Here is a 23,044-nt window from a genome sequence, read left to right on the forward strand (position 1 = left end):
AGGGTATTATCCGATTGTGTTTGCTCACCATAATCAAAATGGGCCAGGTGATTACAATGTATCCGTCAGTATAAATGGTGGCGCCCCCGTCACATTAGATACTGAGCACTTTGAATTATTTACCGATGTAAAAGCGATTGAAGACGCTGGCATCGCAGTAAGTGATGATGATGGTCACTTAGATTATTACGTGCCTGAGGTACGCGATGAAGGGCCAAGTACGTCCAATATTCCTCTTACTGGTTTTACGGTCACCACCCCTGATAAAGATGGTTCTGAAACCTTGGGTACCACCGTGACGGGTGCACCTGTTGGTACGACGTTAACCATTACTGATTCGCAAGGTCACCCTGTTACCTATACCTTCGAATCGACAAATCAAGTGATTGATCTTGGTACGACGACTGATTTTAATAATATGTCGATCAAGGCTCCGGATGATTATTCAGGTAGCTTCTCTTTAGCGTTTAAAGCGACATCGACTGAATCAAGTGATGGCAGTACAGCGAGTGCGACAAAAGAGATCAATGTCACGGTCGATAATATGCCAACAGCCTCTGGTGGTAGTGTAGAGGGTGTTGAGGATACGGCTTTGTCGCTTAGCTGGAGTGAGCTTAATATTAGTGATTCGAATAGCGACTCGTCGTTAAGTATCAAAGTGACTCAGCTTTCAGGTGGCGGTGAACTGCAAGTCCAAGATGATAATGGAAGCTGGCACGCAGTGGTCGTTGGAAGTGAATTGACTAAGGCACAATTTGATGGGGGGCATGTTCGTTTTGTTCCCGGTGAAAATGAGTCTGGTGTTAATGGTTATGGCGGTACAGGAGTAGGTAATCAGCAAGCTGATTACGCTCATATTGGCTTTAAACCGGTTGATAGCCACGGGCTAGAAGGAGACGAAGCCACGCTAGCAGTGGATATTAAACCGGTTGCTGATGCGCCTAAAGTTGAGCTTACGGTCACACCAACGGAGTCAAGTGTGAGTTCTAGTGCGACTGACATTCTTCAGGTTAATGGTGGTAGTGGTCAGCCTGGCGGTTTTGATGTTCAAAATGGGCAAATTATCAAGATTGGTGATGGCGTTCATGTATGGTTGACCAAAGGTGATCCTGAACCAGAGATAGCTAACCCTGGGTCTTCTAATGCAGGCGCTATTGAATATTACTCTAATGGTGGTAATGCTCATGGTACCAAAGGATATGCGGATATATTTGTAATTCATCCTGGAAGTGGTTTTTATGACACTCAATCTGAGAAATTGAAACCCCTTCACTCTGTTGATGGAAATAATGTATCTCAAAGCAGTGATGCAATGAAGGATTACATTTTCTTATCAGGTGATGGTTCAGGTTTAGATGTTAGTTATGGGACTAATAATAATAGTGACACACAGGTTAATACACTCGAAAATATACGTATCACAAATGGAACACAATCACTAGATGTCCAAGGTAGTAACCATATTGAAGGTGTTATCTATGGAAATGGAACGCTAGTTGGGCCAAACCAAGGTGATACAACAATTGAAAAAATGGCCACTAGCCAAGAGTTTTTGGTTGATGTGTCTGCTGCACTTACTGATAGCGATGGTAGTGAAACGTTATCAGGGATCACGTTAAAAGGCATTCCTGAAAATGCAAAAGTCACAGCAGACGATAATCAAGGTATAAATCTTACCAAACAAGAAAATGGAGATTGGTTAGTTAGTGGTAAAACAGCGGATAAAGAATTAAAAGATCTTCATATAACAATTACTGTTCCGAATGGCTCGGATCAATTTACAGTCACAGCAGAAGCAACTTCAACAGAAAGTGTTGGCGGTGACAGTGAGTCCGCTCATATGTCAGCTCAGCACGCAGAGCTAGACTTGGGTGTGGCTATGGCTGCAACGTCAGTTAAATTTGTTAATGATGAGTTTCATGATACTGATAGAGATAGCCATAGTCTGTCGGATACTTTCTTGACTTGGGGCGAGAAGGTGCCCGATGATAGAAGCTCATTGCATGTTGAAAGTGCTGGTTCATTGAACAATGTTAACACGGGAGATGAATTCGTTGTTGCTAGACTGACACATGTCAATAAGGCGACAAGTGGGAGTGAGGATCGTTTAGAGTCAACGAAGTTAAGTATTAATGCCACTTTGGTGATTAATGGAATGGAGAAAACAGTTGATTTATCATCGCTGGTTAAAGTAGATGAGACACAGAACTCAGGCTATCAGACGGGTGATTCGCTGGCTTTGAGTATACCCAGTACACCGGTACTGGTGGAGGTGAATGGTGTTAGTTACAAAGTGTCTTTGGATGGTTTCTTAGACAGTAATAACCAAGTTGTGACGACTGTAACGACTCCTGAAAATCAAACGGATACGTACTCTATTGTGGCTCATGTAGAGCCCGTTAACTCGGATTCACTAAACTCGATAACAGGTGCATTACATACGGAAGCGACTGCTGACGACCCTGTAGACCATGTCGTCGCAAGCGTGAGTCAGCCTGGAGATAAACTTTCTACTGTTGATGGCGTCAGTACCATTACTAATGATCAGGGCGTATTTAGTGTAAGTGCTGATGGCCACTACACCTATACGGCCAGTGATAGTCTCATAGGATCATTAAGTAAAGGTCATTCTCAAGACGTGAATTACGAGTATACCGTGGTTGATAAGGACGGTGATTCGGTCACCAATAGCATTAATATTACCGTTCATGGTACAGGAAGTACGGTTACTGAATCGAGAGGCACCACTTTTGAGTCTGGTGCATCGGCTATAGAAAATGCAGCGGGTTCTTATAATGGTGGTTTTGTTATAAGTGGCATAAATCATCCTGGGCACCACTCCCTTTCTGGTACATCTTTTAATGATACTATTTATGGTACCAGCGGAGACGATATTATTGACGGTAAGGGTGGCAATGATTGGCTTATCGGTGATGATGGTAATGATACACTATATGGCGGAGACGGTAATGACTACTTATTAGGTGGTAATGGTGATGATATGCTATTTGGTGGCTCTGGTAATGACGTCTTGGACGGTGGATCTGGTCATAACGTCCTTACTGGCGGGTCTGGTGATGATTTATTTATTTTAGATAAAGGCGCTACCAATACCATTACTGACTTTAATGCCAAAGATGATGCGTTAGACATAACGGATTTATTGTCTGGTGCTAATGGTGACCCAGGTAAGGATGCGTCGGCTGACGCGATTGAAAGCTTCCTATCAGCCCATGTGTCGGTCACCGACAAACACGTTAAAGTTGATGGTCACGATGTGGCAACTTTTGGCAGTGGCAACTCTGGTATTGCGGATCATACATCATTTGACTCCAACGGTGATGGTCATGTAAACAGTACTGATTCAGTCAAAGTGGTTTACAACGATCACGAGTACAATATCAACCTAGACGGTTAAGTCTTTTCTTTACCGATAGATGGATGAAAAAAGCCCGAATTACTTTGTAACTCGGGCTTTTTTACGTCTTCAATGTAATGAATAAAACGGACTATTTTGTGGATAGACTCCGTGTTTATACGCCTAAGCCAATGGGGCAACTGACGCCAGTGCCCGCGAGTCCACAATAGCCATTTGGGTTTTTGTGTAAGTACTGTTGATGGTACTCTTCCGCGAAATAGTAAGCTTCTAGAGGTTCTATCTCGGTGGTGATCATCGCGTAGCCTGCTTCTAAGAGCTGTTTTTGATAGGCCGCTTTGCTAGCTTCTGCGATGGCAATATCGTCATCACTCATGACATAGATAGCAGAACGATATTGACTACCAATATCGTTGCCTTGACGCATTCCCTGTGTTGGGTCATGGTTTTCCCAAAAGACTTTCAAAATAGCTTCTAATGACGTTTCTTTTTTATTAAATAAGACTTTTACCACTTCAGCATGACCCGTTTGCCCTGAACAGACTTCCTCATAGGTTGGGTTAGGCGTGAAGCCGCCTGCATAGCCGACCGATGTGGTCACAACACCAGGCGTATTCCAGAGCTGACGTTCAGCTCCCCAAAAACAACCCATTCCTAGTACAACTTCACTTTCATCGGCACTTGGTTGACGTGTCATGGATTCTGAATTGACGGCATGAATGCCAGAGATAGAAAGCGGTTCCTGCCTGCCCGGTAAGGCAGCGTTTTTATTCGCGGGTAAGGAAGACTTTTTAAGAATTTTTTCAATACTATTTGACACGATTCTTCTCCAATAGCGCATACTCTTCTCAAGCATGATGAATGGTTGTTGAGGATGTTAATAGTGTTGTAATCATAAAATACAATACATAGATGATTGAACATTGTTGTTGCGTTTTATTTGCATTATTTCACGCTAAGTTTTTCTTTTTTAAAATAAAAAAGGCAAAATGGATAATTCCCTGTTGACTATTCTTATAACTTACCTATAATACGCACCTCGTTGAGACGGGGAAAGCAAAATAAATCGTTGCTTTTAAGTTAACGCCTATCTTAACGTTTCACTTTGTGAAAAAAGAATTAGTCGCGGGATGGAGCAGTCTGGTAGCTCGTCGGGCTCATAACCCGAAGGTCGTTGGTTCGAATCCGGCTCCCGCAACCACTTCAATGAAATGCAAATTTGCTTGTGACAAGGTCACAAATCTGACGCGGGATGGAGCAGTCTGGTAGCTCGTCGGGCTCATAACCCGAAGGTCGTTGGTTCGAATCCGGCTCCCGCAACCACTTCAATGAAATGCAAATTTGCTTGTGACAAGGTCACAAATCTGACGCGGGATGGAGCAGTCTGGTAGCTCGTCGGGCTCATAACCCGAAGGTCGTTGGTTCGAATCCGGCTCCCGCAACCACTTCAATGAAATGCAAATTTGCTTGTGACAAGGTCACAAATCTGACGCGGGATGGAGCAGTCTGGTAGCTCGTCGGGCTCATAACCCGAAGGTCGTTGGTTCGAATCCGGCTCCCGCAACCACTTCAATGAAATGCAAATTTGCTTGTGACAAGATCACAAATCTGACGCGGGATGGAGCAGTCTGGTAGCTCGTCGGGCTCATAACCCGAAGGTCGTTGGTTCGAATCCGGCTCCCGCAACCACTTCAATGAAATGCAAATTTGCTTGTGACAAGGTCACAAATCTGGCGCGGGATGGAGCAGTCTGGTAGCTCGTCGGGCTCAGCTTTTTTCCATTCGGCACAGCCGTTCGAAGGTCGTTGGTTCCTTTCTTATGTGATAAACAGCGGCTCCCGCAACCACTTCAATGCAATGCAAATTTGCTTGTGACAAGATCACAAATCTGACGCGGGATGGAGCAGTGGCTCTTGGGTTCAACCTTTTACCCATTCGGCACGGCCGTTCGAAGGTCGTTGGTTCCCTTTCTTATGCTATAAACAGCGGCTCCCGCAACCAATCTACTGTAAGATCGTTGGTACTCTTTTTACTAGAAAAGGGCTGCCACAATCCTTTCAGAAACACATCGTAAAAATTAGTCTATCACGGAGCAGTGGCTCTCGGGCTCAGCTTTTTACCTATTCGGCACAGCCGTTCGAAGGTCGTTGACTCCTTCATGCTTGAGTTTAAATAATTGGAAATGGTCTTTAGTATTCCCCCAAAATACACCATTGTCTGGAATCAATGGAAAAGTGTTGTAGATTTTGGGGTTAAGCTGTTTATATTAAGGGTTGGCTTTCAAATTGATGAGCTGGATAACGATTATGAATGTTATGTTGGTAATCTAAACTTTATTGTTCAACAAAGTCATAGGTATAAAATGTTTAAGCTTGATACGCCAAGATTGCTACTTCGTGATATGCAGTTTGATGATGAGGCCTCTTTTGTTGCGATATCTCAGGATGATAAATATCAGCGATTTTATAATGAGGATGATTGCGATCCTGACAAATACAGACAATTAACTAAGTTATTTATTGATCAGTCGCATGAGGTGCCCCGAAAAGCTTTTCAACTAGCGATTGAGCATAAAAGTAGCGGAAAATTTATTGGTACGGTTTGCCTACGTTTAGAATCAGACCACCAAGCTTCGATAGGGTGTGGAGTCTCTAGGCTATACCAAGGAAAAGGACTAACTCGGGAAGCGGCAAAAGCATTAGTGAGTTTTGGCTTTGCGGAACTTGGTATTCATCGGCTTTATGCTGAAACGATTCGAGAAAATGTCGCCGCAGTGCGCTTGTGTCAATCGTTAGGAATGAGGCAGGAGGCTATTTTTCGCGAACATCGATTTTTCAAAGGTCAATGGTGGGATACGGTGGTGTTGGCTATCTTGCGCAGTGAGTGGAGCCAATTCCACTAGCGAGTTTAGGTTTACTATTGTTTATCTATGGGGTGATTCATATGGTTATGAAAACCTAATGATAATGAGCGAAGGGAGAAGGATTCAATAGTGGAAAGTAAACGCCTCAAATTAGTGGCACCATTAATGGCGCATCCTACCAAATGGCAAAGTCAGTAATACAGTGGTTTATGCCAAAATTGCCTTATAAGATTAGTAACGGGTTAGATAGAAACAAGAGGTGTTTATGTTGCAAGAGCTCATTTTATACAGTGCACAAGGTTCCAATAGTTCCGAACGAGTGGAGTGGGTTCTGGATTATAAGCGTATTCCTTATACGCGAATCGAAGTGACCAACGAGGCGTTGCATACCACCTACCGTGAAATTAATCCTTTTGGCTATGTGCCTTGTTTAGCGGTGTCGGGTCATACGCTTGTAGAATCCATGGCCATTATTGAATACATAGAAGAAACCTTCCCCAAGGATAAGCTGATAGGGGGCTCTGCTCTGGAAAGAGCGGCGGTTCGAAGTGTATGTGAATACGTTAATGCGAGTATTCATTCGCCTCAAAATAGAACGGTACTCAAAGCGTTTCGGCCAGAGCTGACGGAGCAGTCTAAACGTGAGCTTAGAGGGCATTGGATCGCGACTTGTCTAAATCAGTTAATGGGGCAGTTGTGTGCAGACTCACCATTTGCCATAGGAAAGCATTTCTCCATTGCTGATATCTTTGTGGCCAGCATTTATAAAAAAGCACGCCAACATGGCATGGCGGAGCTGCCATTTTATCAACAGCATTTATTATGGTTGCGACAACACGCCAGGATCCAAGCGGCAGAACCTTGCGCATAACCTCCTTCTGAAGGCAGCCTCTTCCGTGCCATATTGAGACTTTTGCACGACTACTGCGCTTGCCTATACTTTGTTAAAAACAGGCTCAAAATGCTCATTTATCGCTATAAACTCCGCTTTCTCATCTTTTTTTGCCGCGTTTTGGCGTCGCTCGTGACATCGTGCAGAGGTCTCATATTGTTTATGAAATCATCATATTGTTTGATCGACTTTTGGTTTTTATTGACGAAATGAATAAGTCACGGCAGCTCAAAAATGATAGTGGGGCGGGTGATACTTAACGAAAGTCATTATAAATCAATGTATTAAAATAACTTTCTTAGATTTTTCGATTGACGGCATGTTCGTTGCAATCCTTTTGCTCGTGATTGATTCAGCAAAATAATAAAAATAAAGGAAGTTTAATAATGTCTAAGAACACATTGATTCGTTCGTCTGTCTCTCGCCGTCAATTCATAAAGGGTGCCAGTGGAGGTATTGTTTCTCTTGGATTGTTAGGGTCATCGTCTCTATTCGCTAATCCAGATAATGTGATCCGTATCGGGTACGTGATGCCGAGATCAGGTCCGCTCAGTTCCTTTTCCCAAGGGGACGATTTTCTTCTGAAGCAGGTTCATAAGCAACTGGCCAATGGCTTGAATATTAATGGTGTGCAGTATGCGTTGGAATTCTTTCTTGGCGATACACAATCAAGCACAATACGCGCGAGTCAGGTTGCCTCTGATCTGATTAACGGCAAAAACATTGATTTAATGCTGACCTCATCCACACCGGAAACGGTGAACCCCGTTGCCGATGCTTGTGAGGCCGCAGGGGTACCATGCTTATCGACCACGGCGCCATGGGAAAGTTTTTATTACGGCCGTGGGGCCAAACCTGGCCAGCCATCGCCTTTTAAATGGACCTACCATTTTTGTTTTGGGGTAGCGGATTTTTCCAAACTGTATATTGATCAATGGAGTAAGGTAAAAACCAATAACCGTGTTGGTATGTTATTACCAAATGACGCCGATGGTAATTCTATTCGGCATTTGCTTATCCCTGATTTAGAAAAAGCCGGCTATACCGTGATTGATGCGGGTCCGTATGAAGACGGTGCCAGTGATTTTTCTCAACAAATTAACTTATTTAAAAAAGAACATTGCGAGATTTTTAATACCTTCCCATTTCCACCAGATTTCCCCGTATTTTGGCGACAAGCGGCGCAAAAAGGCTATGCACAGAGGGTGAAAATTGCGCAATTAGCAAAAGCAGGTTTGTTTCCTGCCGAACTGAATTCATTAGGACGCTTGGGTTACGGCTTAGCTGCTGGGGCCTATTGGCATAAAGACTTTCCATTTGCTTCAGGATCAACAGGGCTGTCAAGTCAACAAATCGCGAGTGGCTTTGAGAAAAGCACAGGAAAACAATGGAATCAGCAAGTGGGGGCTACAGCCTCTTTGTTTGATGCTGCCATTGAAGCCCTGATTCAATCCAATGCACCTAAAGACAAAGTTGCACTGGTGATGGCCATCACGAAATTACGCACTGAAACCGCCGTCGGCATTATCGACTTTACCAAAGGCCCTGTTCCCAACTGTGCGACCACGGGGTTAGTGGGCGTGCAGTGGGTGAAAGCACAACAAGGGCCATGGGAGTTTGCGCTCAATATTGTGTCCAATGCGGACCATCCTCTGGTCAAAGTGACGAGCACAATGACGCCTTATAGAATAGGGGGTTAAAGGATGACGCTTGGTTCGACGTCGGTCATTGCCGGAATCGGGATTGATAAACACTATGGTGCTTTTCAGGTTCTTCATGGGGTGAATTTTTCTGCGAATAAGGGGGAAGCCGTTGGCATTGTGGGTCCCAATGGGGCCGGAAAAACGACTTTATTTGGTGTATTAGCCGGCTCGACAGCACCGTCAGCCGGAGTCATTACCTATCAAGATATTGATATAACGGCGACAAATGCGGCCCAACGCTGTCATGCCGGCATCGCCAGAACCCATCAGGTTCCTAGACCCTTTTTAGGGATGACGGTATTTGAAAACCTGCTCACAGCGGCGACCAATGGCGCGGGGCTGACTGGGTATGAGGCGGAAGCATTCGCTGTACGGGCTTTGATTCAGACGGGGATGTCACCGTTGGCGAACCGTCCTGCAGCGGCGTTGGGTTTGTTGGATCGTAAGCGCTTAGAACTTGCCCGCGCGTTGGCAACAGCGCCTAAAGTACTGCTATTAGATGAGATTGGTGGAGGATTAACCGAAGGCGAACTTCATCAATTGGTCACACTGATTAGTCAATTAAAAGACGATGGGCTGACCATTGTTTGGATCGAGCATATTCTCCATGCCTTGCTCAAAGTAATTGATCGCTTAGTGTGTATGAGTGAAGGCCGTGTCATTGCCCAGGGACATCCTAAGGATGTGATGAGTGATGATGAGGTTATGAAAGCCTATCTTGGTTCTGAGCTGGAGGTGGCCCTATGAGTGCTTTTATGGTCGACCAATTAGTTGCCAAGCATGGTTTATTGATGGCTGTTCGTGGTGTCTCATTTTCTCTAGAGAAGGGGGAAATACTGGCCATTGTGGGTGCAAATGGGGCGGGTAAAACCACACTGTTTCGTAGTTTAAGTGGTGTACATCCTGTGGACTCAGGGCACATTACTCTAAATGGCGAAGACATTACCGCTTGGCCAGCTCATCAACGAGTGCGCAGTGGACTGGCGATGGTACCTGAAGGTCGGCGTTTATTTGTCGATATGACGGTGCGTGAAAACTTACAAATCGCCGCTGAGCACGGCCGTTCAGGAGATTGGGTACTGGACAAAGTCGTAGCCGCGTTACCAGTGCTTGAGCCTATTTTGAATCAAGTGGCAGGTGGCTTATCAGGTGGGCAGCGTCAGGCCGTGGCGATTGCCCGTGCCTTGATGTGTAACCCATCGGTATTGCTATTAGATGAAGTCTCGTTGGGCTTGTCTCCTATTGCTGTAGAGGGTTTATACCAGTCTCTTGAACAGCTCAAAAAAAGCAAAGTAACCAGCATGATCATTGTTGAGCAAGATTTAAAACGTGCCATTCAATTTTCTGATCACTTGCTGTGTTTATTGGAAGGCCGTGTTGCCTTGTCTGGTTGTTCGCATGAGTTGACACACAAAGCCATTACGCAAGCGTATTTTGGGTTGGAAGCAGAGGAGACTGAGAATGCTTGATGCCATTATTCAAGGCCTTCTACTAGGCGGTTACTACGCCATGCTCGCGGCGGGTTTATCCCTGCTGTTTGGTGTGGCCAAATTTATTAACTTAGCTCACGGCGATTTAGCCATCCTTGGCGCCTATCTCGTGTTGTTTGGTGTGAAAGTGTTGGGCTTATCCCCTTGGCTGTCTGTTTTATTGTCATTGCCTATCATGGGCATACTGGGCTGGTTATTGCAGAAATATTTGTTTACTCGAACTCAGGCGGCGGGCTTTTTGTTGCCCTTGCTGGTGACCTTTGGTTTGGGAGCGGTATTACAAAATGGATTATACGGCGTCTTCGGATCAGATACTCGTTCCCTTGCCAATTACATTGGCGATTTATCCTGGGATAGTTGGCAACTCACCGATCAGATCAGCGTAGGTAAGTTACCGGTGATAACCTTTGCTTGCGCGATCCTAGTGTTAGCCGGATTGCAGTTGATGCTGAGTTTTACTCGCCTTGGGCGAGCCATCCGAGCCACAGCGAGCGACCCTGAAGCAGCTGAACTCAATGGCATTAATGCCAACGCCGTGCACTGCTCTGTGTCCGCGATTGCGGTGATGGTGACGGGCCTTGCTGGGGCTTTTTTAGCCATGCGTGCGCAGATCACACCTTATGATGGCCCCGTGCAATTAATCTTTGCATTTGAAGCCGTTGTCATCGGTGGCATTGGTTCCCTATGGGGGACCTTGATTGGCGGCATTGTCTTAGGCATCTCTCAAAGCCTGGGTGCCACGTTAATCTCTGCACAATGGTTTCAATTAACCGGACACCTTGTGTTTCTTGCTGTTTTAACGGCTCGGTTTTACAGCGCTATTGCCCATCAACGGGGCGGTTGGCGGATGTTTCTCAAGCAGTCTTATTTTTCTATAACGGGCTCATTGCCGTCAAAAGTGACAAAAACAAAAATAAAAAATGGGTGATCTGGAATGAAAATCTCTTCACAAGTGAATACAGAAGGTTTTAGTACCGAGCATTGGTATCAAGTAGGTCGACCCGCTTTAATGGTTGGGGGCTTACTCTTCCTCGTACTTGCGACGGTGCCTTTTTGGGGCAGTGGCTTAGTGGTTGATAAACTAACAACCTTGTTTGTTTATATTCTGCTGGCTGTTATGTGGAATTTGCTAGCTGGTTATGCGGGCTTGGTATCCGTTGGGCAACAGGCATTCTTGGGGTTAGGAGGCTATTTTGCGCTGCGTCTGGTGGACATTGGTATGTCTCCTTACCCTGCGTTTATAGTGGGCGCGTTGATTTGTGCTGTGGTCGCTCTGGTGATTTCGGTATTCGCATTACGCTTAAAAGAAGGGGAGTTTGCTATTGCCATGTGGGTGACAGCGGAAGTCATTCGCATCTTAGTGATGTTTGATCCCATTGTTCAAGGAGAAACTGGTACGTCGCTATTAGCCATGAACCAGTATGCTCCGGAGCTGCGGCGTAATATTAACTTTTGGTTTGGCTTGCTGGTGGTGGCAGGCATGTTAGGGCTTGTTCTCTGGTTGGTGAACAGCCGTATTGGCGCAGCGGCCCAGGCGATTCGAGATGATGAAGAGGCTGCCAAGTCGATTGGTATTCGGGTTATGCGGGTGAAACAGATCATCTTTGTGGTGGCCGCTTTTGGTTGTGCGCTGGCAGGGTCATTGTGGCTGGCCAGTTCGGTCACCTTTCAACCAAGAACCTATTTTGGCGTGCAATGGACCGTCTTTATGTTGTTTATGGTATTAGTCGGTGGGCTAAAAACCTTTGAAGGGCCTATATTAGGGGCCATCGTTTTCTTTCTATTGCAGGAGTTTTTCGGGAACTATGGCGCTTGGTATTTAGCGGGATTGGGGGTGATTGCGATTCTCTTTGCGCTTTATGCGCCTAATGGTATTTGGGGGGAATGGCAAAACCGCAAAGGTGTACGTTTTTTACCAACAGGGGTGACATTAACGCTAAAAAATAAGGAGTAAAAAATGCCCCTCTTCGCGGCTTAGCAAAGAGGGGCTTTGTTTGGGTGACTTTTAGTAAGGCACTGTCGCGGCTAGAGAGCTTATAGATTAACCGCTATGTCTTCCGCAAAACCTAACATGATGTTGAGGTTTTGCACCGCCGCACCAGATGCTCCTTTACCCAAGTTGTCTAACTTCGCAACGAGAACGCCAGATTGGTTGTCTGGTGCGCTTAAAACAGATAGCTCGATTTGATTGGTATTTTCCAAACCATGGGGCGTTAGGAAAGGCGCCGAGTTGTCTTTCACCACATTAAGATCGTTTACTGTCACGAACGTATCCTTAGCGTATACCTCCGCCAGCTTGGTGTGCAACTGGGCCATGGTGACCCCATCTTTTAACTGAATCGGCAAAAAGGTCAGCATCCCTTGGCGAAAATGCCCAACGCTGGGAACAAAAAGAGGGGCTTTGTCTAATCCAGCCCACATTTGCATTTCAGGAAGGTGTTTATGGCTAAAGTTCAAGCCGTAAGCCGCGAATGCCGGAGCGTTATGAGTACTTTCATAGCGATCAATCAAGGCATTACCGCCACCGCTGTAGCCAGACACTGCGTTGACACTATAATCCCCCGAAGAGGGTAACAACCCTGCCTCTACTAAGGGCTTAAGCAGTAAAATCGCGCCGGTAGGGTAACAGCCTGGGTTAGAAACAAACTGCGCCTGTTGAATTTTTTCGCGTTGGGTAGCATCCAATTCAGGTAAGCCATACACCCAACCCTCAGCCACTCGATGTACTGAACTGGCATCGAGAATGCGGCAGCCTTCTTCTTTCGCCAGCGCAACACTGTCTTTTGCGGCATCGTCAGGTAAACACAAAACGGTGACATCGGCTTCTTTCATCAAACGACGCTTTTCTTCGACATCGCGCTTTTTTTCAGGATCAATACTGATGATTTCAATGTTCGGATGCTTGATTAAACGATCTCTAACTTGAAGGCCTGTGGTACCTGTTTCGCCATCGATAAATACTTTTTTCACAACCTTGTTCCTGTATTTGTTGCTGCAATTATCCCAGATTATACGTGGATTTTTTTGCCAATGCTCGCCCCTTCTTTGAGAAGGCCCCTACGTATTATCACTTAATAAAAGATTTGTCCTCAATGCTTGCTTGAAAAATCGCCATTATAAAAAGACCGCGTTCACGAACGAGGCAAGGAACCACATGCATAAGGCATATCGCCAGCTATTTTTGACAATAACGCTAGCGGGTACCTGATAACGGCCAGTCATCAATAAGCCGAGGCCTGTTAACGCGCTACTCCCCGTGGAGATGGCCCAAGCACTAAAAAAGAGAAAACCCAATTGGGTCGGCTCAGGATGCAAAGGCAACAAAATTGGGCTGACAACCGCGACGCTGATGACAGGGTGAACGCCGACATAACTGACCAATATCATTCCTGCTAAGGTTATGGCGAAGATAAACACACTGAAATGAGAGGACGCGACATCAAAGACCTGTGGGTAACACAAAATAATGGCTTTGATGCCATTTGAAAACAGGCCTGCCGCAAGAAACAGCGCAAATTGGCTGCCAATACGGGGTAATTTGTCATCCACAAAGCTCAGCAACGCTTGTTTTCTAGGTCGAGCTTTCATGAGTAACATGGTTGCTATTGGCGCGATCAGACAAATAAGCACCAAGATACTGACGTTTTGCCAGGTAAAATGGCAGATGATGACTGCAATGGACAAAAGCAAGGGTACAAACAGGCTTTCACGCCGGATGGGGTAGCCTTCGAAATCGCCTTTGGTGCGTCGATAGGCTTGAATCGTAGAAAAAGCCACAGACATTAACCCCATGAAAATGCCGGGGATTACCGTGTGTTGCCATTTCATCCCAGGGGCATAGGTCAAGGCGACCCCGGTTGCGACAAAAAATGGCGACCACCAAGCGGCGGCGGAAAAGCTGCGAGTGATGACAAATTGTTGTGTTGAGCTTAAGCGCCCGATGCCTTTCATTCGATCAGCAAAGACCATAATGACCGACATATTAATCACCGCCCCCAATAATTGAACTCCAAAAGCCGTATTCACAATGGCTTTTAGTCCTTTTGGTAAAGGGCGGCTGGTATCTCTTGAGCTGGTTAAATCCAAAAAAGACACCGCAACGAACATGGCAAGCATGGGTAAATTGATGGCCAGTACTTCCCGCCATGTCATCCAAATGCCTTGTGTTGCTGCAAAGATCAGAGCAAGCACGCCGATGCCCATTAAAATCAGCACCTGACGTTTCGCGCCTTTGGGCAGAGTTTTCCACATTGCCGCATTAGCGCCCCAAGCACATAAGGTTGGCAACGCGGTACTTACCCAGTCTGCGACCGATAAAAGATAAAAAACGAGTGTCCCTAACACCAGCCATCCGGTGAATTTGTTTAAAGCAGGCATAATATGCAGCGTATCCTTAAGCTCGGCATCGTGTTATGTAAGAACGGTAAAAAGAGAGGGCGAGTGTATCGCATTCGATACGATCATAATGCGATATCTTGCTGTTGTCAGCAAGTTGCCATACAAGTATTGATAACAAAAAAACACGGCAGGTTTAGTTAGCTTTTATTAAGCATGGAGTTTTATAGATCTAAATCAGGCTTGTTTGAAATTTAAACTCTAATTCATTAGAAAAAGCCTATGATGGAGGTTTAGTGATTCGCGATAGCAGCGTTACGAGCGAATATCTTTAGTAAGAGGAGTGACGTTACGATGGAAGCAGAATACCATGGAGTTTAAAGACTACTACAAGATTCTCGGCGTCAGTGAACAAGCCGATGCCTCCGAAATAAAAGCGAGCTACCGAAAGCTGGCCAGAAAATATCATCCTGATGTCAGCAAAGAAGCCAATGCTGAGCAGCAATTCAAAGAAGTAGGCGAAGCCTACGCCGTATTAAAAGATACTGAAAAACGCGCTGAATACGATTTATTACGTCAGCAAGGAACCCGGCGAGCCGATGGTGGATTCCAGCCACCGCCAGATTGGCAGTCGTCTCAGGCAGACCACAGACAATACAGCCACAGTTCGAGTGGCGACTTTAGTGATTTCTTCTATTCTATCTTTGGAGCAAATGGAGGCAGATTTCATCAAGCAGATGGTTTCCAACGCCAAGCGAATCAACGTGGTCGCGATATGCACCACAAAATTGCTTTATTTCTAGAAGAAGCCTATGCAGGCTGCCAACGACAAATTTCGTTTTTGGTGTTTGAGCCTGATCAAAATGGTTTTTCAAGACAAAGAGAAAAGACCCTAAATGTCAAAATTCCTGCTGGTGTCACACAAGGTCAGCATATTCGCTTGGCTGGACAAGGCGAAGCAGGCGTTGGCAATGGCAAAGCGGGTGATTTATTACTGGAAATCGAGTTCGCTCCCCACCCTTATTTTGCCGTCGATGGTGTCAATATTTTACTCACCTTACCCGTTACCTGTTGGGAAGCGGCTTTAGGGGCAACCATTGAAGTACCGACCATCAGTGGCAAAGTGAAGGTGAAGGTTCCCAAAGGGGCCAGCAGTGGTAATAAGCTGCGCATCAAAGGCAAAGGTCTGCTCGGTAAAGGCGGTAAGACCCCTGGCGACCAAATTGTCACACTACAAGTGCATTTGCCTAAGACACACAGCGCCGAAGCTGAAGCACTTTATCGACAATTGTCTGAGTGTGAAGCCAACTTTAACCCACGACACGTTTTCGAGAGGTAGATCATGACCAAATCAGAGATAGTGGTTATCGAATCGCCAAGTGAATATCGAATATTTACCTTAGAGGAATTCTGTGAGCGATGCGGAGCTCATGTGGATCTCATCGTCGAGATGGTCGAATACGGCATTGTCGAACCGATTGAGCAGCCGTCACCATCGGATTGGTATTTTAACTCTCATGCCTTAGTAAGATTGCAACGAGCACAACGCTTGATGGAAGGCTTGGAATTGAATTTATCGGGTGTGGCTCTAACCCTTGAACTGCTGGATGAAATTGACGATCTGCAAAAACACATCGCCATTCTTAAAAGCCAGCTTCCCTCTAGCTAAGAATAGAGAGTTAGAACGAAGTCACTAGGAAACAGTGGTTAGGAAGCATTACCTAAAAAAGAACCTAAGATGAGTCCTTAAAACCACCATGCCATGCTTACCAGCGGGGGCAAACTATGTTTCAGATATTTACAGCATTTTCGGATTGGTTTGCCTTCCAGCTTTTAGGCTTATCGCCAGCCAGCAAACTCGGCGACGCCATGCACTTTTTCGTCGAAGATGTGAGTAAAATCGCAGTCTTACTGGTGGTGATGATTTATTTGATCTCCTTGCTTCGCGCTTCATTAAACGTGGAGCGAGTACGAGATTATTTAAGTGGCAAGCATCGTGCTGTTGGTTACCTATTAGGATCGGCTTTTGGAGCCATCACACCTTTTTGTTCCTGCTCTAGTATTCCTGTTTTTTTAGGCTTCACCTCTGCTGGTATTCCCATCGGCATTACCATGTCGTTTCTGATTACCTCTCCCTTGATCAACGAAGTGGCTGTGTTGCTGCTGTTGAGTTTACTGGGTTGGAAGTTCACTCTCTTATATGTGGTGGCAGGCATGGTCGTCGGTATTTTAGGCGGTGTGTTTTTGGATGCCATCAAAGCCGAACGTTGGCTGCAATCTTTCGCTTTAGAAGCCTTACAACGGGGACGAATAGAATCCGCGACGAATACAAACACGACAGCCAATAAAGCAACAGAAGCGAACCAGCCCACTAAATTGACTTGGCCTGAGCGTCATCAGTTTGCCAAAACAGAAACCACGGATATTTTTTCTCGCGTTTGGCTCTGGGTCATTGTGGGCGTGGGATTAGGCGCAGCGCTACATGGTTTTGTTCCTAATGGCTGGATCGAAGCGAATTTAGGAGGTCGCCAATGGTGGTCGGTTCCTGTGGCCGTATTATTGGGCATTCCTTTGTATTCCAATGCCGTTGGCGTGATTCCCATTATGGAAAGTTTAATCGTGAATGGCTTGCCAATCGGTACCGCACTGGCGTTTTGCATGAGCACTGTCGCCGCCAGTTTTCCGGAATTTATCTTGCTCAAGCAAGTCATGCATTGGCGATTATTAGCCGTTTTATTCGCCATCTTATTGGTGTCATTCACACTACTAGGCTGGGTATTTAATGGCCTTGTGGCTTTTTTATAAAGCCATGTTTCTTACAAAATCATCAGGGGAAAATAATGAAAACCTTCAAAGTACTTGGTTCAGGCTGCACAAAATGCCAAAACACCGAAAAGAAACTCAAGCAAATCGCCGAAAAAGCAGGCATTGAAATCGTTGTTGAGAAAATACAAAGCCCAGAACAAATCATGGCGTACGGCGTGATGAGAACGCCAGCGGTTGTTATGAATGAGAAAGTGATCCATCAGGGAAGCATTCCCTCAACCGAGAATGTTGAATCTTGGCTTCGTAGCTAACTGCTTTTGAATTAAAAAACGAGACAGAAATAAGTATTCACCGCCAAATACACAGCTTAGAAAAGCACTATACGGAGCTGCTTTTTTTTGGAGGCAGTCCTGAAATACGTTGACATAAACAGGCTCAAGTTCACTTAATGCGACCATCAATGACGGATGGGTATGATGGCTACCAAAACGCTCTAGCAGAGAGAGTGAACGGCATTTTGAAACTGGAGTTTCTGATATATGATTGCCAGACCTTCGACGATCTTGCTGTTTGGATTAATGAATCAGTCAATATGTATAATCATTTAAGTATTAAAATGAAGACACCAAATCAAGTGCGGAAAGAGAAAGGCCAGCTACGGGAGCTGGCCTAACAACCGTCAACTTATTTTAGGACGACACATAATTAACTGATTAGCTCACCATTTTATGAGGGTCGATAACGAATTTCTTCGCCGCGCCGCCATCAAAATCAGCATAGCCTTGTGGTGCTTCGTCTAGGGAGATCATCTGCACGTTCACGGCTTTAGCGATGTCAATTTTATCAAACAAGATGGCTTGCATGAGCTGTCTATGGTACTTCATCACAGGGCATTGACCCGTATGTAGGGAATGAGATTTTGCCCATCCAAGTCCAAAACGCATGCTTAAGCTACCATGTTTTGCTGCATCATCTTGGGCGCCTGGGTCTTCTGTTACATACAGCCCTGGAATACCGATCTGACCGCCTGCACGGGTCATTTGCATCGCAGAGTTCAATACCACAGCAGGGGCTTCTTGATGGTGGTTGCAGCCACAAGCATGAGCTTCAAAACCGACACAGTCCACGAACGCATCCACTTCGCGATCACCAAGAATGGCTTCAATCTTATCTTGAATATCGCCATCTTCTTTTAGATCAATAGTTTCACAGCCAAATGAACGGGCTTGATTCAGACGATCTTCGATCATGTCACCAACGATGACACAGGCTGCTCCTAGTAAATGAGCCGAGGCCGCCGCCGCTAAACCAACCGGACCTGCCCCTGCAATGTAGACGGTAGAGCCAGGACCAACGCCAGCTGTTACACAGCCGTGGTAGCCTGTTGGGAAAATATCAGATAATAGGGTGAGGCTTTGGATTTTTTCGCGGGCTTGGTCCGCATCAGGGAATTTAAGTAGGTTAAAATCAGCGTAAGGCACCATGACGTAGTCGGCTTGTCCACCCACCCAGCCGCCCATGTCGACATAACCATAGGCCGCTCCTGGTCGAGCAGGGTTAACATTCAAACAGATACCCGTTTTGCCTTCCTTACAATTACGGCAACGGCCGCAGGCAATGTTAAATGGCACAGACACCAAATCACCCACTTTGATGAACTCAACATCTCGTCCACACTCGATGACTTCACCTGTGATTTCATGCCCGAGTACTAATCCTGTTGGGGCGGTGGTTCGACCACGAACCATGTGCTGATCGCTACCGCATATGTTAGTGGTGACGACTTTCAGGATAACCCCATGATGACACTGACGTTTTCCTAAAGACAATTCAGGGAAGGGAATCGCATTAACTTTGACTGTCCCATTACCTTGATAGACGACACCGCGATTTGCATGATTGTTCATATATGACATCCTTTTTTATTTTATGTATGGAATGACTGGTCATATTGTCACCAATCATTATTAGGATAGTCCTTTTTACGACCCAAAAACACGCTAAAAGCGACCTCCTAGAAGTCGCTTTTCATCCTTTCTTATTTGATTCGTAATTGTATTAACTAAGGAGAATAGATGATTAATTATTGGTGCAATGGCCAAAAGTTAATTAATAGACTAAGGGTGATAATGCCGACAAAGATGTTCATGGGAAGGCCAACTTTTAGGAAGTCCCCAAAGCGATAGTTCCCCGGCCCGTACACCATTAGGTTGGTTTGATAGCCAAGTGGCGTAGCGAAGCTGGCCGACGCGGCCATCATAATGGCGAAGATAAAGGGCTCTTGGTTTAAACCCGCCTTATTGGTGATTTCTAATACGATCGGTAGCATTAAGAGAGCGGCGGCATTATTGGTGATCACTTCGGTTAATATGGAGATAGTGATGTACGTGAGGATCAACAAGAGTACGGCGTTGCCAGCGCTTAACGCCACTATGTTGGTCGCAATATACTCGGCAACCCCTGTTTTTTGTAAGGCAGCGCCAAGGGCAAACGAGGCAGCAATGGTGATGATCACGGTTAAATCAATGCTTTTTTCCGCTTGAGAGACGCTCAAACAGCCCGTTAACAGCATCAACCCAGCCCCTAACAGAGCCGCATTGAGCATAGATATCACGCCCAATCCCGCTGCAACCACAACCGACGTGAGAATCGCCCACGCTAAATAGGCCTTTTCATGGCGTGGGGTATCGTGATCAAGCTCATTCATCAGCAAAAAGTCTTTGTTATATTGTTGACGAGTGACAAAGGCGGGACGAGCTTCTAATAAAAGCGTATCGCCTGCGCGCAGGGTAATGTTCCCTAAATTGCCTTTTACCCGTTCCCCCGCTCTGGCAACGGCCAATACCGCAGCCCCATAGCGGTTACGAAACTGGGCACTACGAATATTGCTGCCAATGACATCACAGTGAGGTGAAACAACCGCTTCAACAAGGCGTCGTCCTGCTTTCGGCTCTTTGAGAGTGTCCAGATGATCATCATGTTGTGGGGCACTTAACCCATGAATTTTTAGTAAATCTGAAATCGCCTCCGTATCGCCAGCAAATACAAGGCGGTCGTTAGCAAATAAGACCTCATCTGACGACACGGCAGAAATACTGGCACCGTTGCGTTCAATCTCAACCAAATATATGCGCTTGATATCACGCAGGCCTGCGTTTTCAACGGATCGACCCACTAAGGGACCATGTTCTGTCACCATCACTTCTAGAGTAAATTCTCTAACATTTGCAAACGCTTGATTGTCTTTCTTATTGGGTAACAGCTTAGGAAAGAAGATAAACATAAATAGCCCGCCAAGAATGGCCACGGGCAAACCTAAGGCAGTGATATCGAACAAGCTAAAACCTGCGTGGCCCGTTAAGGCTTTATATTGCCCATTAACAATCAAATTTGTACTGGTGCCGATTAACGTCACCGTACCGCCCAAAATGGCCGTATAACTCAATGGGATCATTAATTTAGAGGCTGGTATATTGATCTTTTTGCACCACGAATGAATCGCTGGAATCATAGTGGCGACCACTGGCGTGTTATTTAAAAAAGCACTCAGCAAAGCAACCGGGAAAAATATGCGAAGCAAGGCCGAGCGTTCGGACTTTGGTGACCCCAAGAGCTTGTTGACCAACAAATCGACACCGCCTGAGGAATGAATGCCTGCTGCCACCACAAACATCGCCGCGACCGTAATTAATCCTGTATTACTAAACCCTACAACGGCCTCCTTAGGAGATAAGATGCCAAATAAACTGAGCAAGGTCAGCGCTCCCATCATCACAATGTGAGGGCCAATGCGTGAAACGATTAATGTAGCTAAAACAACAATGGTAAGAGTTAACGAAAACCAACCGTCCCAACCCATATAGGCTCCTAGTTTGATGGCAAAGAAAAGAATCGGATAAAAGGCATTCTAGAGCGTGTTTTAAGAATTAAAAGAAATAAAAAATGATCTATATATTCTTATATAGAATATAAATTTAAGTTATAAGAGGTAGAGAAAAGCCTCGGTCTGACCACAGCTTAGGGGGGTAGTAATCATATTGTGGAAATAAAACAGCCGCATATGCTGATCATCAATGTACGATTTGGCGTTATTGCTAAGTGTTCTCTTTCTGTCGCAGAAGCATCAGCCCGACTTTTTCTTACAGCATCATTAAAGGCTAATAAGGTTGAGGGTTCTTTGTTCAACATGTCGTCGCCAATGCTGCATCACCATTTTTGGATCATGATAGGTAGGTCTATTTGAGGTATTGAGCGGGTGATGCGCAGCCGACTAATAACGCAATAGCGCTTGCCATAGATAAGTTCAACATCTTTTTGGCAAAAATATCTGATTAGTTTTTCATTAGCTTTCTCTTTGAATATTGTTTTAAGGTAAATGATTTAAATAAGATTTCTATTTATCAAGATAATTTAAACAACGCGACGCTATTTAATGATGAGTATTGTCAAAATCTCGTCTAAAAGATCTGCTTGGGCCACCAGCAAGGCTCAATTTTAAGCCTTTTACTTGAGTAGGTTTATAGAAGATAATGGCGCTCCTTATCAGAAACGCCATTATTCAGAGACGGTTATTTTATACATAAGTCTCTTAGTTATGTCACTTTTATTTTCTAAAAAGCTTGCGCAACAATAAGAGCAAGGTTATACCCTTCTGCATGATTTACTGCATCAAACTCTTTGTAAGCATGGAAGTCTATTGTTGGTAGTCGTGGCGATAAAAATTGAATTGAAGGTCCTATCGCAACGACTTTACCTCGGTTGCCATCTTTGTAAGTGACGCCATCTTTTTTATCATCTGAGAGCTGTTTGTAATAGTATCCAGCTAGACCTATGGTCCAATGATTAATGTGTTTACCAACAGCAAATTCATGTAGGTATTCAATGCCATTAGTATAATCTGTATCCTTATTTTGTGTGCTAATATCTAACTCAAAGCTTGAGGAAAACTCATAACCTTCGTCGTTAATATAACTAACAGCAAATTTAGGTGTAAATGCCCAATGGTTTAGACCGGGGTTGGTGAACCGGTTTTTATCATAGCTACCTGTAGGCATCTGAATTTGAAACTGAGTATTTATCCCTAAATTTGGCGATGGTTTCCAAGCGACGATAAGAGGTGTGAAATCTAAATCTCCAACGTTAAACGTTCTACTACTGGCAACATGGTTACCATACATATCAAGTGACCCATTCATATTGAAAAAGGGTAAGGCAGCGGCAACACCGTAGTTGCCTCCCCAAAGTTTATGATTTGTCATTTTAACATAGGCAGCAGAAACGCTTAAAATTCCCATTGAGAAGTCTTCTCCTGGGACATCCTTACCGTTACCACCATGCATCGTTTTTGCTTTATAGTAGGCAGTTCGAGTAGCAAAAAGACCCATTGGAGTGACTGGAGGTAAAAAACCAGCTCCAAAATCGACTAATCCCATAACCGGAGTGGGAGCTTGATCCTCTGTGGCAAATGCGGGGCAGGAAATACCCATTACAATGCCTAGAGTGATAGCTGAAAGGGCGAAAGAAATTTTATTGTTTTTCATAATTTGATCCAAGTAAGGCTTTATTATTTTTATGTCTTAAAACACAATAGTTTTTGTGATACTTATTCAGAGGCATAAT

General features: G+C 45.1%; 18 protein-coding genes, 5 tRNA genes and 1 pseudogene (1 of these 24 cut by a window edge). 18 read left to right on the forward strand and 6 right to left on the reverse strand.

Annotated elements, in window-relative coordinates; genetic code table 11:
* A protein-coding gene (locus AC0VYG_RS09325; RefSeq protein ID WP_475432034.1) for a hypothetical protein crosses the window boundary here: on the forward strand, positions 1-3,418 show its final stretch. The gene continues 26,501 nt to the left of window position 1, outside the view; only the last 3,418 of its 29,919 coding nucleotides appear in the window; the start codon falls outside the window, past its left edge; its stop codon occupies positions 3,416-3,418.
* Positions 3,419-3,533: 115 nt separating this feature from the next.
* On the opposite strand, the gene msrA is transcribed toward AC0VYG_RS09325, so the two are convergent.
* A complete protein-coding gene (gene msrA / locus AC0VYG_RS09330) occupies positions 3,534-4,196 on the reverse strand; it encodes a peptide-methionine (S)-S-oxide reductase MsrA (RefSeq protein WP_475432035.1) in 663 nt (220 codons plus the stop codon).
* Between the two features lie 304 nt (positions 4,197-4,500).
* On the opposite strand from msrA, the gene AC0VYG_RS09335 reads away from it, so the two are divergent.
* The 12 genes from AC0VYG_RS09335 to AC0VYG_RS09390 all read left to right on the forward strand — a co-directional run bounded on the left by AC0VYG_RS09335 (position 4,501) and on the right by AC0VYG_RS09390 (position 12,278).
* Positions 4,501-4,577: transfer RNA gene (locus tag AC0VYG_RS09335), tRNA-Met, on the forward strand.
* Positions 4,578-4,622: 45 nt separating this feature from the next.
* Positions 4,623-4,699: transfer RNA gene (locus AC0VYG_RS09340), tRNA-Met, on the forward strand.
* A 45-nt stretch (positions 4,700-4,744) separates the two neighbouring features.
* A tRNA-Met gene (locus tag AC0VYG_RS09345) sits at positions 4,745-4,821 on the forward strand.
* 45 nt (positions 4,822-4,866) lie between these two features.
* Positions 4,867-4,943, forward strand: a tRNA-Met gene (locus AC0VYG_RS09350).
* A 45-nt stretch (positions 4,944-4,988) separates the two neighbouring features.
* Positions 4,989-5,065, forward strand: a tRNA-Met gene (locus AC0VYG_RS09355).
* Positions 5,066-5,558: 493 nt separating this feature from the next.
* Entirely contained in the window at positions 5,559-6,278 is a 720-nt protein-coding gene (locus tag AC0VYG_RS09360) for a GNAT family N-acetyltransferase (RefSeq protein ID WP_475432535.1), read from the forward strand.
* A gap of 226 nt (positions 6,279-6,504) precedes the next feature.
* On the forward strand, positions 6,505-7,110 hold the full coding sequence (locus AC0VYG_RS09365; RefSeq protein ID WP_475432036.1) for a glutathione S-transferase family protein: 606 nt from the start codon (positions 6,505-6,507) through the stop codon (positions 7,108-7,110).
* Between the two features lie 407 nt (positions 7,111-7,517).
* Positions 7,518-8,831, forward strand: coding sequence for an ABC transporter substrate-binding protein (locus AC0VYG_RS09370; RefSeq protein ID WP_475432037.1), 1,314 nt, complete (start codon positions 7,518-7,520; stop codon positions 8,829-8,831).
* Positions 8,832-8,834: 3 nt separating this feature from the next.
* Complete coding sequence (locus tag AC0VYG_RS09375) at positions 8,835-9,581, forward strand: ABC transporter ATP-binding protein (RefSeq protein WP_475432038.1); 747 nt, start codon at positions 8,835-8,837, stop codon at positions 9,579-9,581.
* Complete coding sequence (locus tag AC0VYG_RS09380) at positions 9,578-10,303, forward strand: ABC transporter ATP-binding protein (protein WP_475432039.1); 726 nt, start codon at positions 9,578-9,580, stop codon at positions 10,301-10,303. Before AC0VYG_RS09375 ends, AC0VYG_RS09380 begins: the two co-directional genes overlap by 4 nt.
* Positions 10,296-11,252: a branched-chain amino acid ABC transporter permease gene (locus AC0VYG_RS09385; RefSeq protein ID WP_199478217.1), complete on the forward strand. Its 957-nt coding sequence runs from the start codon at positions 10,296-10,298 to the stop codon at positions 11,250-11,252. Before AC0VYG_RS09380 ends, AC0VYG_RS09385 begins: the two co-directional genes overlap by 8 nt.
* Positions 11,253-11,258: 6 nt before the next feature.
* On the forward strand, positions 11,259-12,278 hold the full coding sequence (locus AC0VYG_RS09390; RefSeq protein ID WP_475432040.1) for a branched-chain amino acid ABC transporter permease: 1,020 nt from the start codon (positions 11,259-11,261) through the stop codon (positions 12,276-12,278).
* Between the two features lie 80 nt (positions 12,279-12,358).
* Here the strand turns inward: AC0VYG_RS09390 and argC are convergent, their stop codons facing one another.
* The gene (argC, locus tag AC0VYG_RS09395) at positions 12,359-13,294 is read right to left on the reverse strand and encodes an N-acetyl-gamma-glutamyl-phosphate reductase (protein ID WP_475432041.1); all 936 of its coding nucleotides are present in this window, start codon (positions 13,292-13,294) and stop codon (positions 12,359-12,361) included.
* A 144-nt stretch (positions 13,295-13,438) separates the two neighbouring features.
* Positions 13,439-14,701, reverse strand: a complete 1,263-nt coding sequence (locus tag AC0VYG_RS09400) for a hypothetical protein (RefSeq protein ID WP_475432042.1) — start codon at positions 14,699-14,701, stop codon at positions 13,439-13,441.
* 301 nt (positions 14,702-15,002) lie between these two features.
* Here AC0VYG_RS09400 and AC0VYG_RS09405 point away from each other — a divergent pair, with 301 nt between their 5' ends.
* The 5 genes and pseudogenes from AC0VYG_RS09405 to AC0VYG_RS09425 all read left to right on the forward strand — a co-directional run.
* A complete protein-coding gene (locus AC0VYG_RS09405) occupies positions 15,003-15,998 on the forward strand; it encodes a DnaJ C-terminal domain-containing protein (protein WP_475432043.1) in 996 nt (331 codons plus the stop codon).
* A 3-nt stretch (positions 15,999-16,001) separates the two neighbouring features.
* Positions 16,002-16,328 carry a chaperone modulator CbpM gene (locus AC0VYG_RS09410; RefSeq protein WP_199478220.1) on the forward strand — a complete coding sequence of 109 codons (327 nt, stop codon included), beginning with the start codon at positions 16,002-16,004 and terminating at the stop codon, positions 16,326-16,328.
* Positions 16,329-16,444: 116 nt separating this feature from the next.
* Positions 16,445-17,464 (forward strand): permease, encoded by a 1,020-nt coding sequence (locus tag AC0VYG_RS09415; protein ID WP_475432044.1) that lies wholly within the window; start codon positions 16,445-16,447, stop codon positions 17,462-17,464.
* A gap of 35 nt (positions 17,465-17,499) precedes the next feature.
* On the forward strand, positions 17,500-17,736 hold the full coding sequence (locus AC0VYG_RS09420) for a thioredoxin family protein (protein WP_475432045.1): 237 nt from the start codon (positions 17,500-17,502) through the stop codon (positions 17,734-17,736).
* 137 nt (positions 17,737-17,873) lie between these two features.
* A pseudogene (locus AC0VYG_RS09425) lies at positions 17,874-18,098 on the forward strand (integrase core domain-containing protein); the annotation flags it as partial.
* A gap of 40 nt (positions 18,099-18,138) precedes the next feature.
* Here AC0VYG_RS09425 and fdhA read toward each other — a convergent pair.
* The 3 genes from fdhA to AC0VYG_RS09440 all read right to left on the reverse strand — a co-directional run bounded on the left by fdhA (position 18,139) and on the right by AC0VYG_RS09440 (position 22,965).
* Positions 18,139-19,332: a formaldehyde dehydrogenase, glutathione-independent gene (gene fdhA, locus AC0VYG_RS09430; protein WP_475432046.1), complete on the reverse strand. Its 1,194-nt coding sequence runs from the start codon at positions 19,330-19,332 to the stop codon at positions 18,139-18,141.
* A 176-nt stretch (positions 19,333-19,508) separates the two neighbouring features.
* On the reverse strand, positions 19,509-21,284 hold the full coding sequence (locus AC0VYG_RS09435) for an SLC13 family permease (protein WP_475432047.1): 1,776 nt from the start codon (positions 21,282-21,284) through the stop codon (positions 19,509-19,511).
* A 751-nt stretch (positions 21,285-22,035) separates the two neighbouring features.
* Positions 22,036-22,965 (reverse strand): SphA family protein, encoded by a 930-nt coding sequence (locus AC0VYG_RS09440; RefSeq protein ID WP_475432048.1) that lies wholly within the window; start codon positions 22,963-22,965, stop codon positions 22,036-22,038.
* Positions 22,966-23,044 lie beyond the last annotated feature (79 nt).

This window comes from Marinomonas sp. 63XJN7_7_ISO-PGPR-S23-202, from assembly GCF_056173505.1.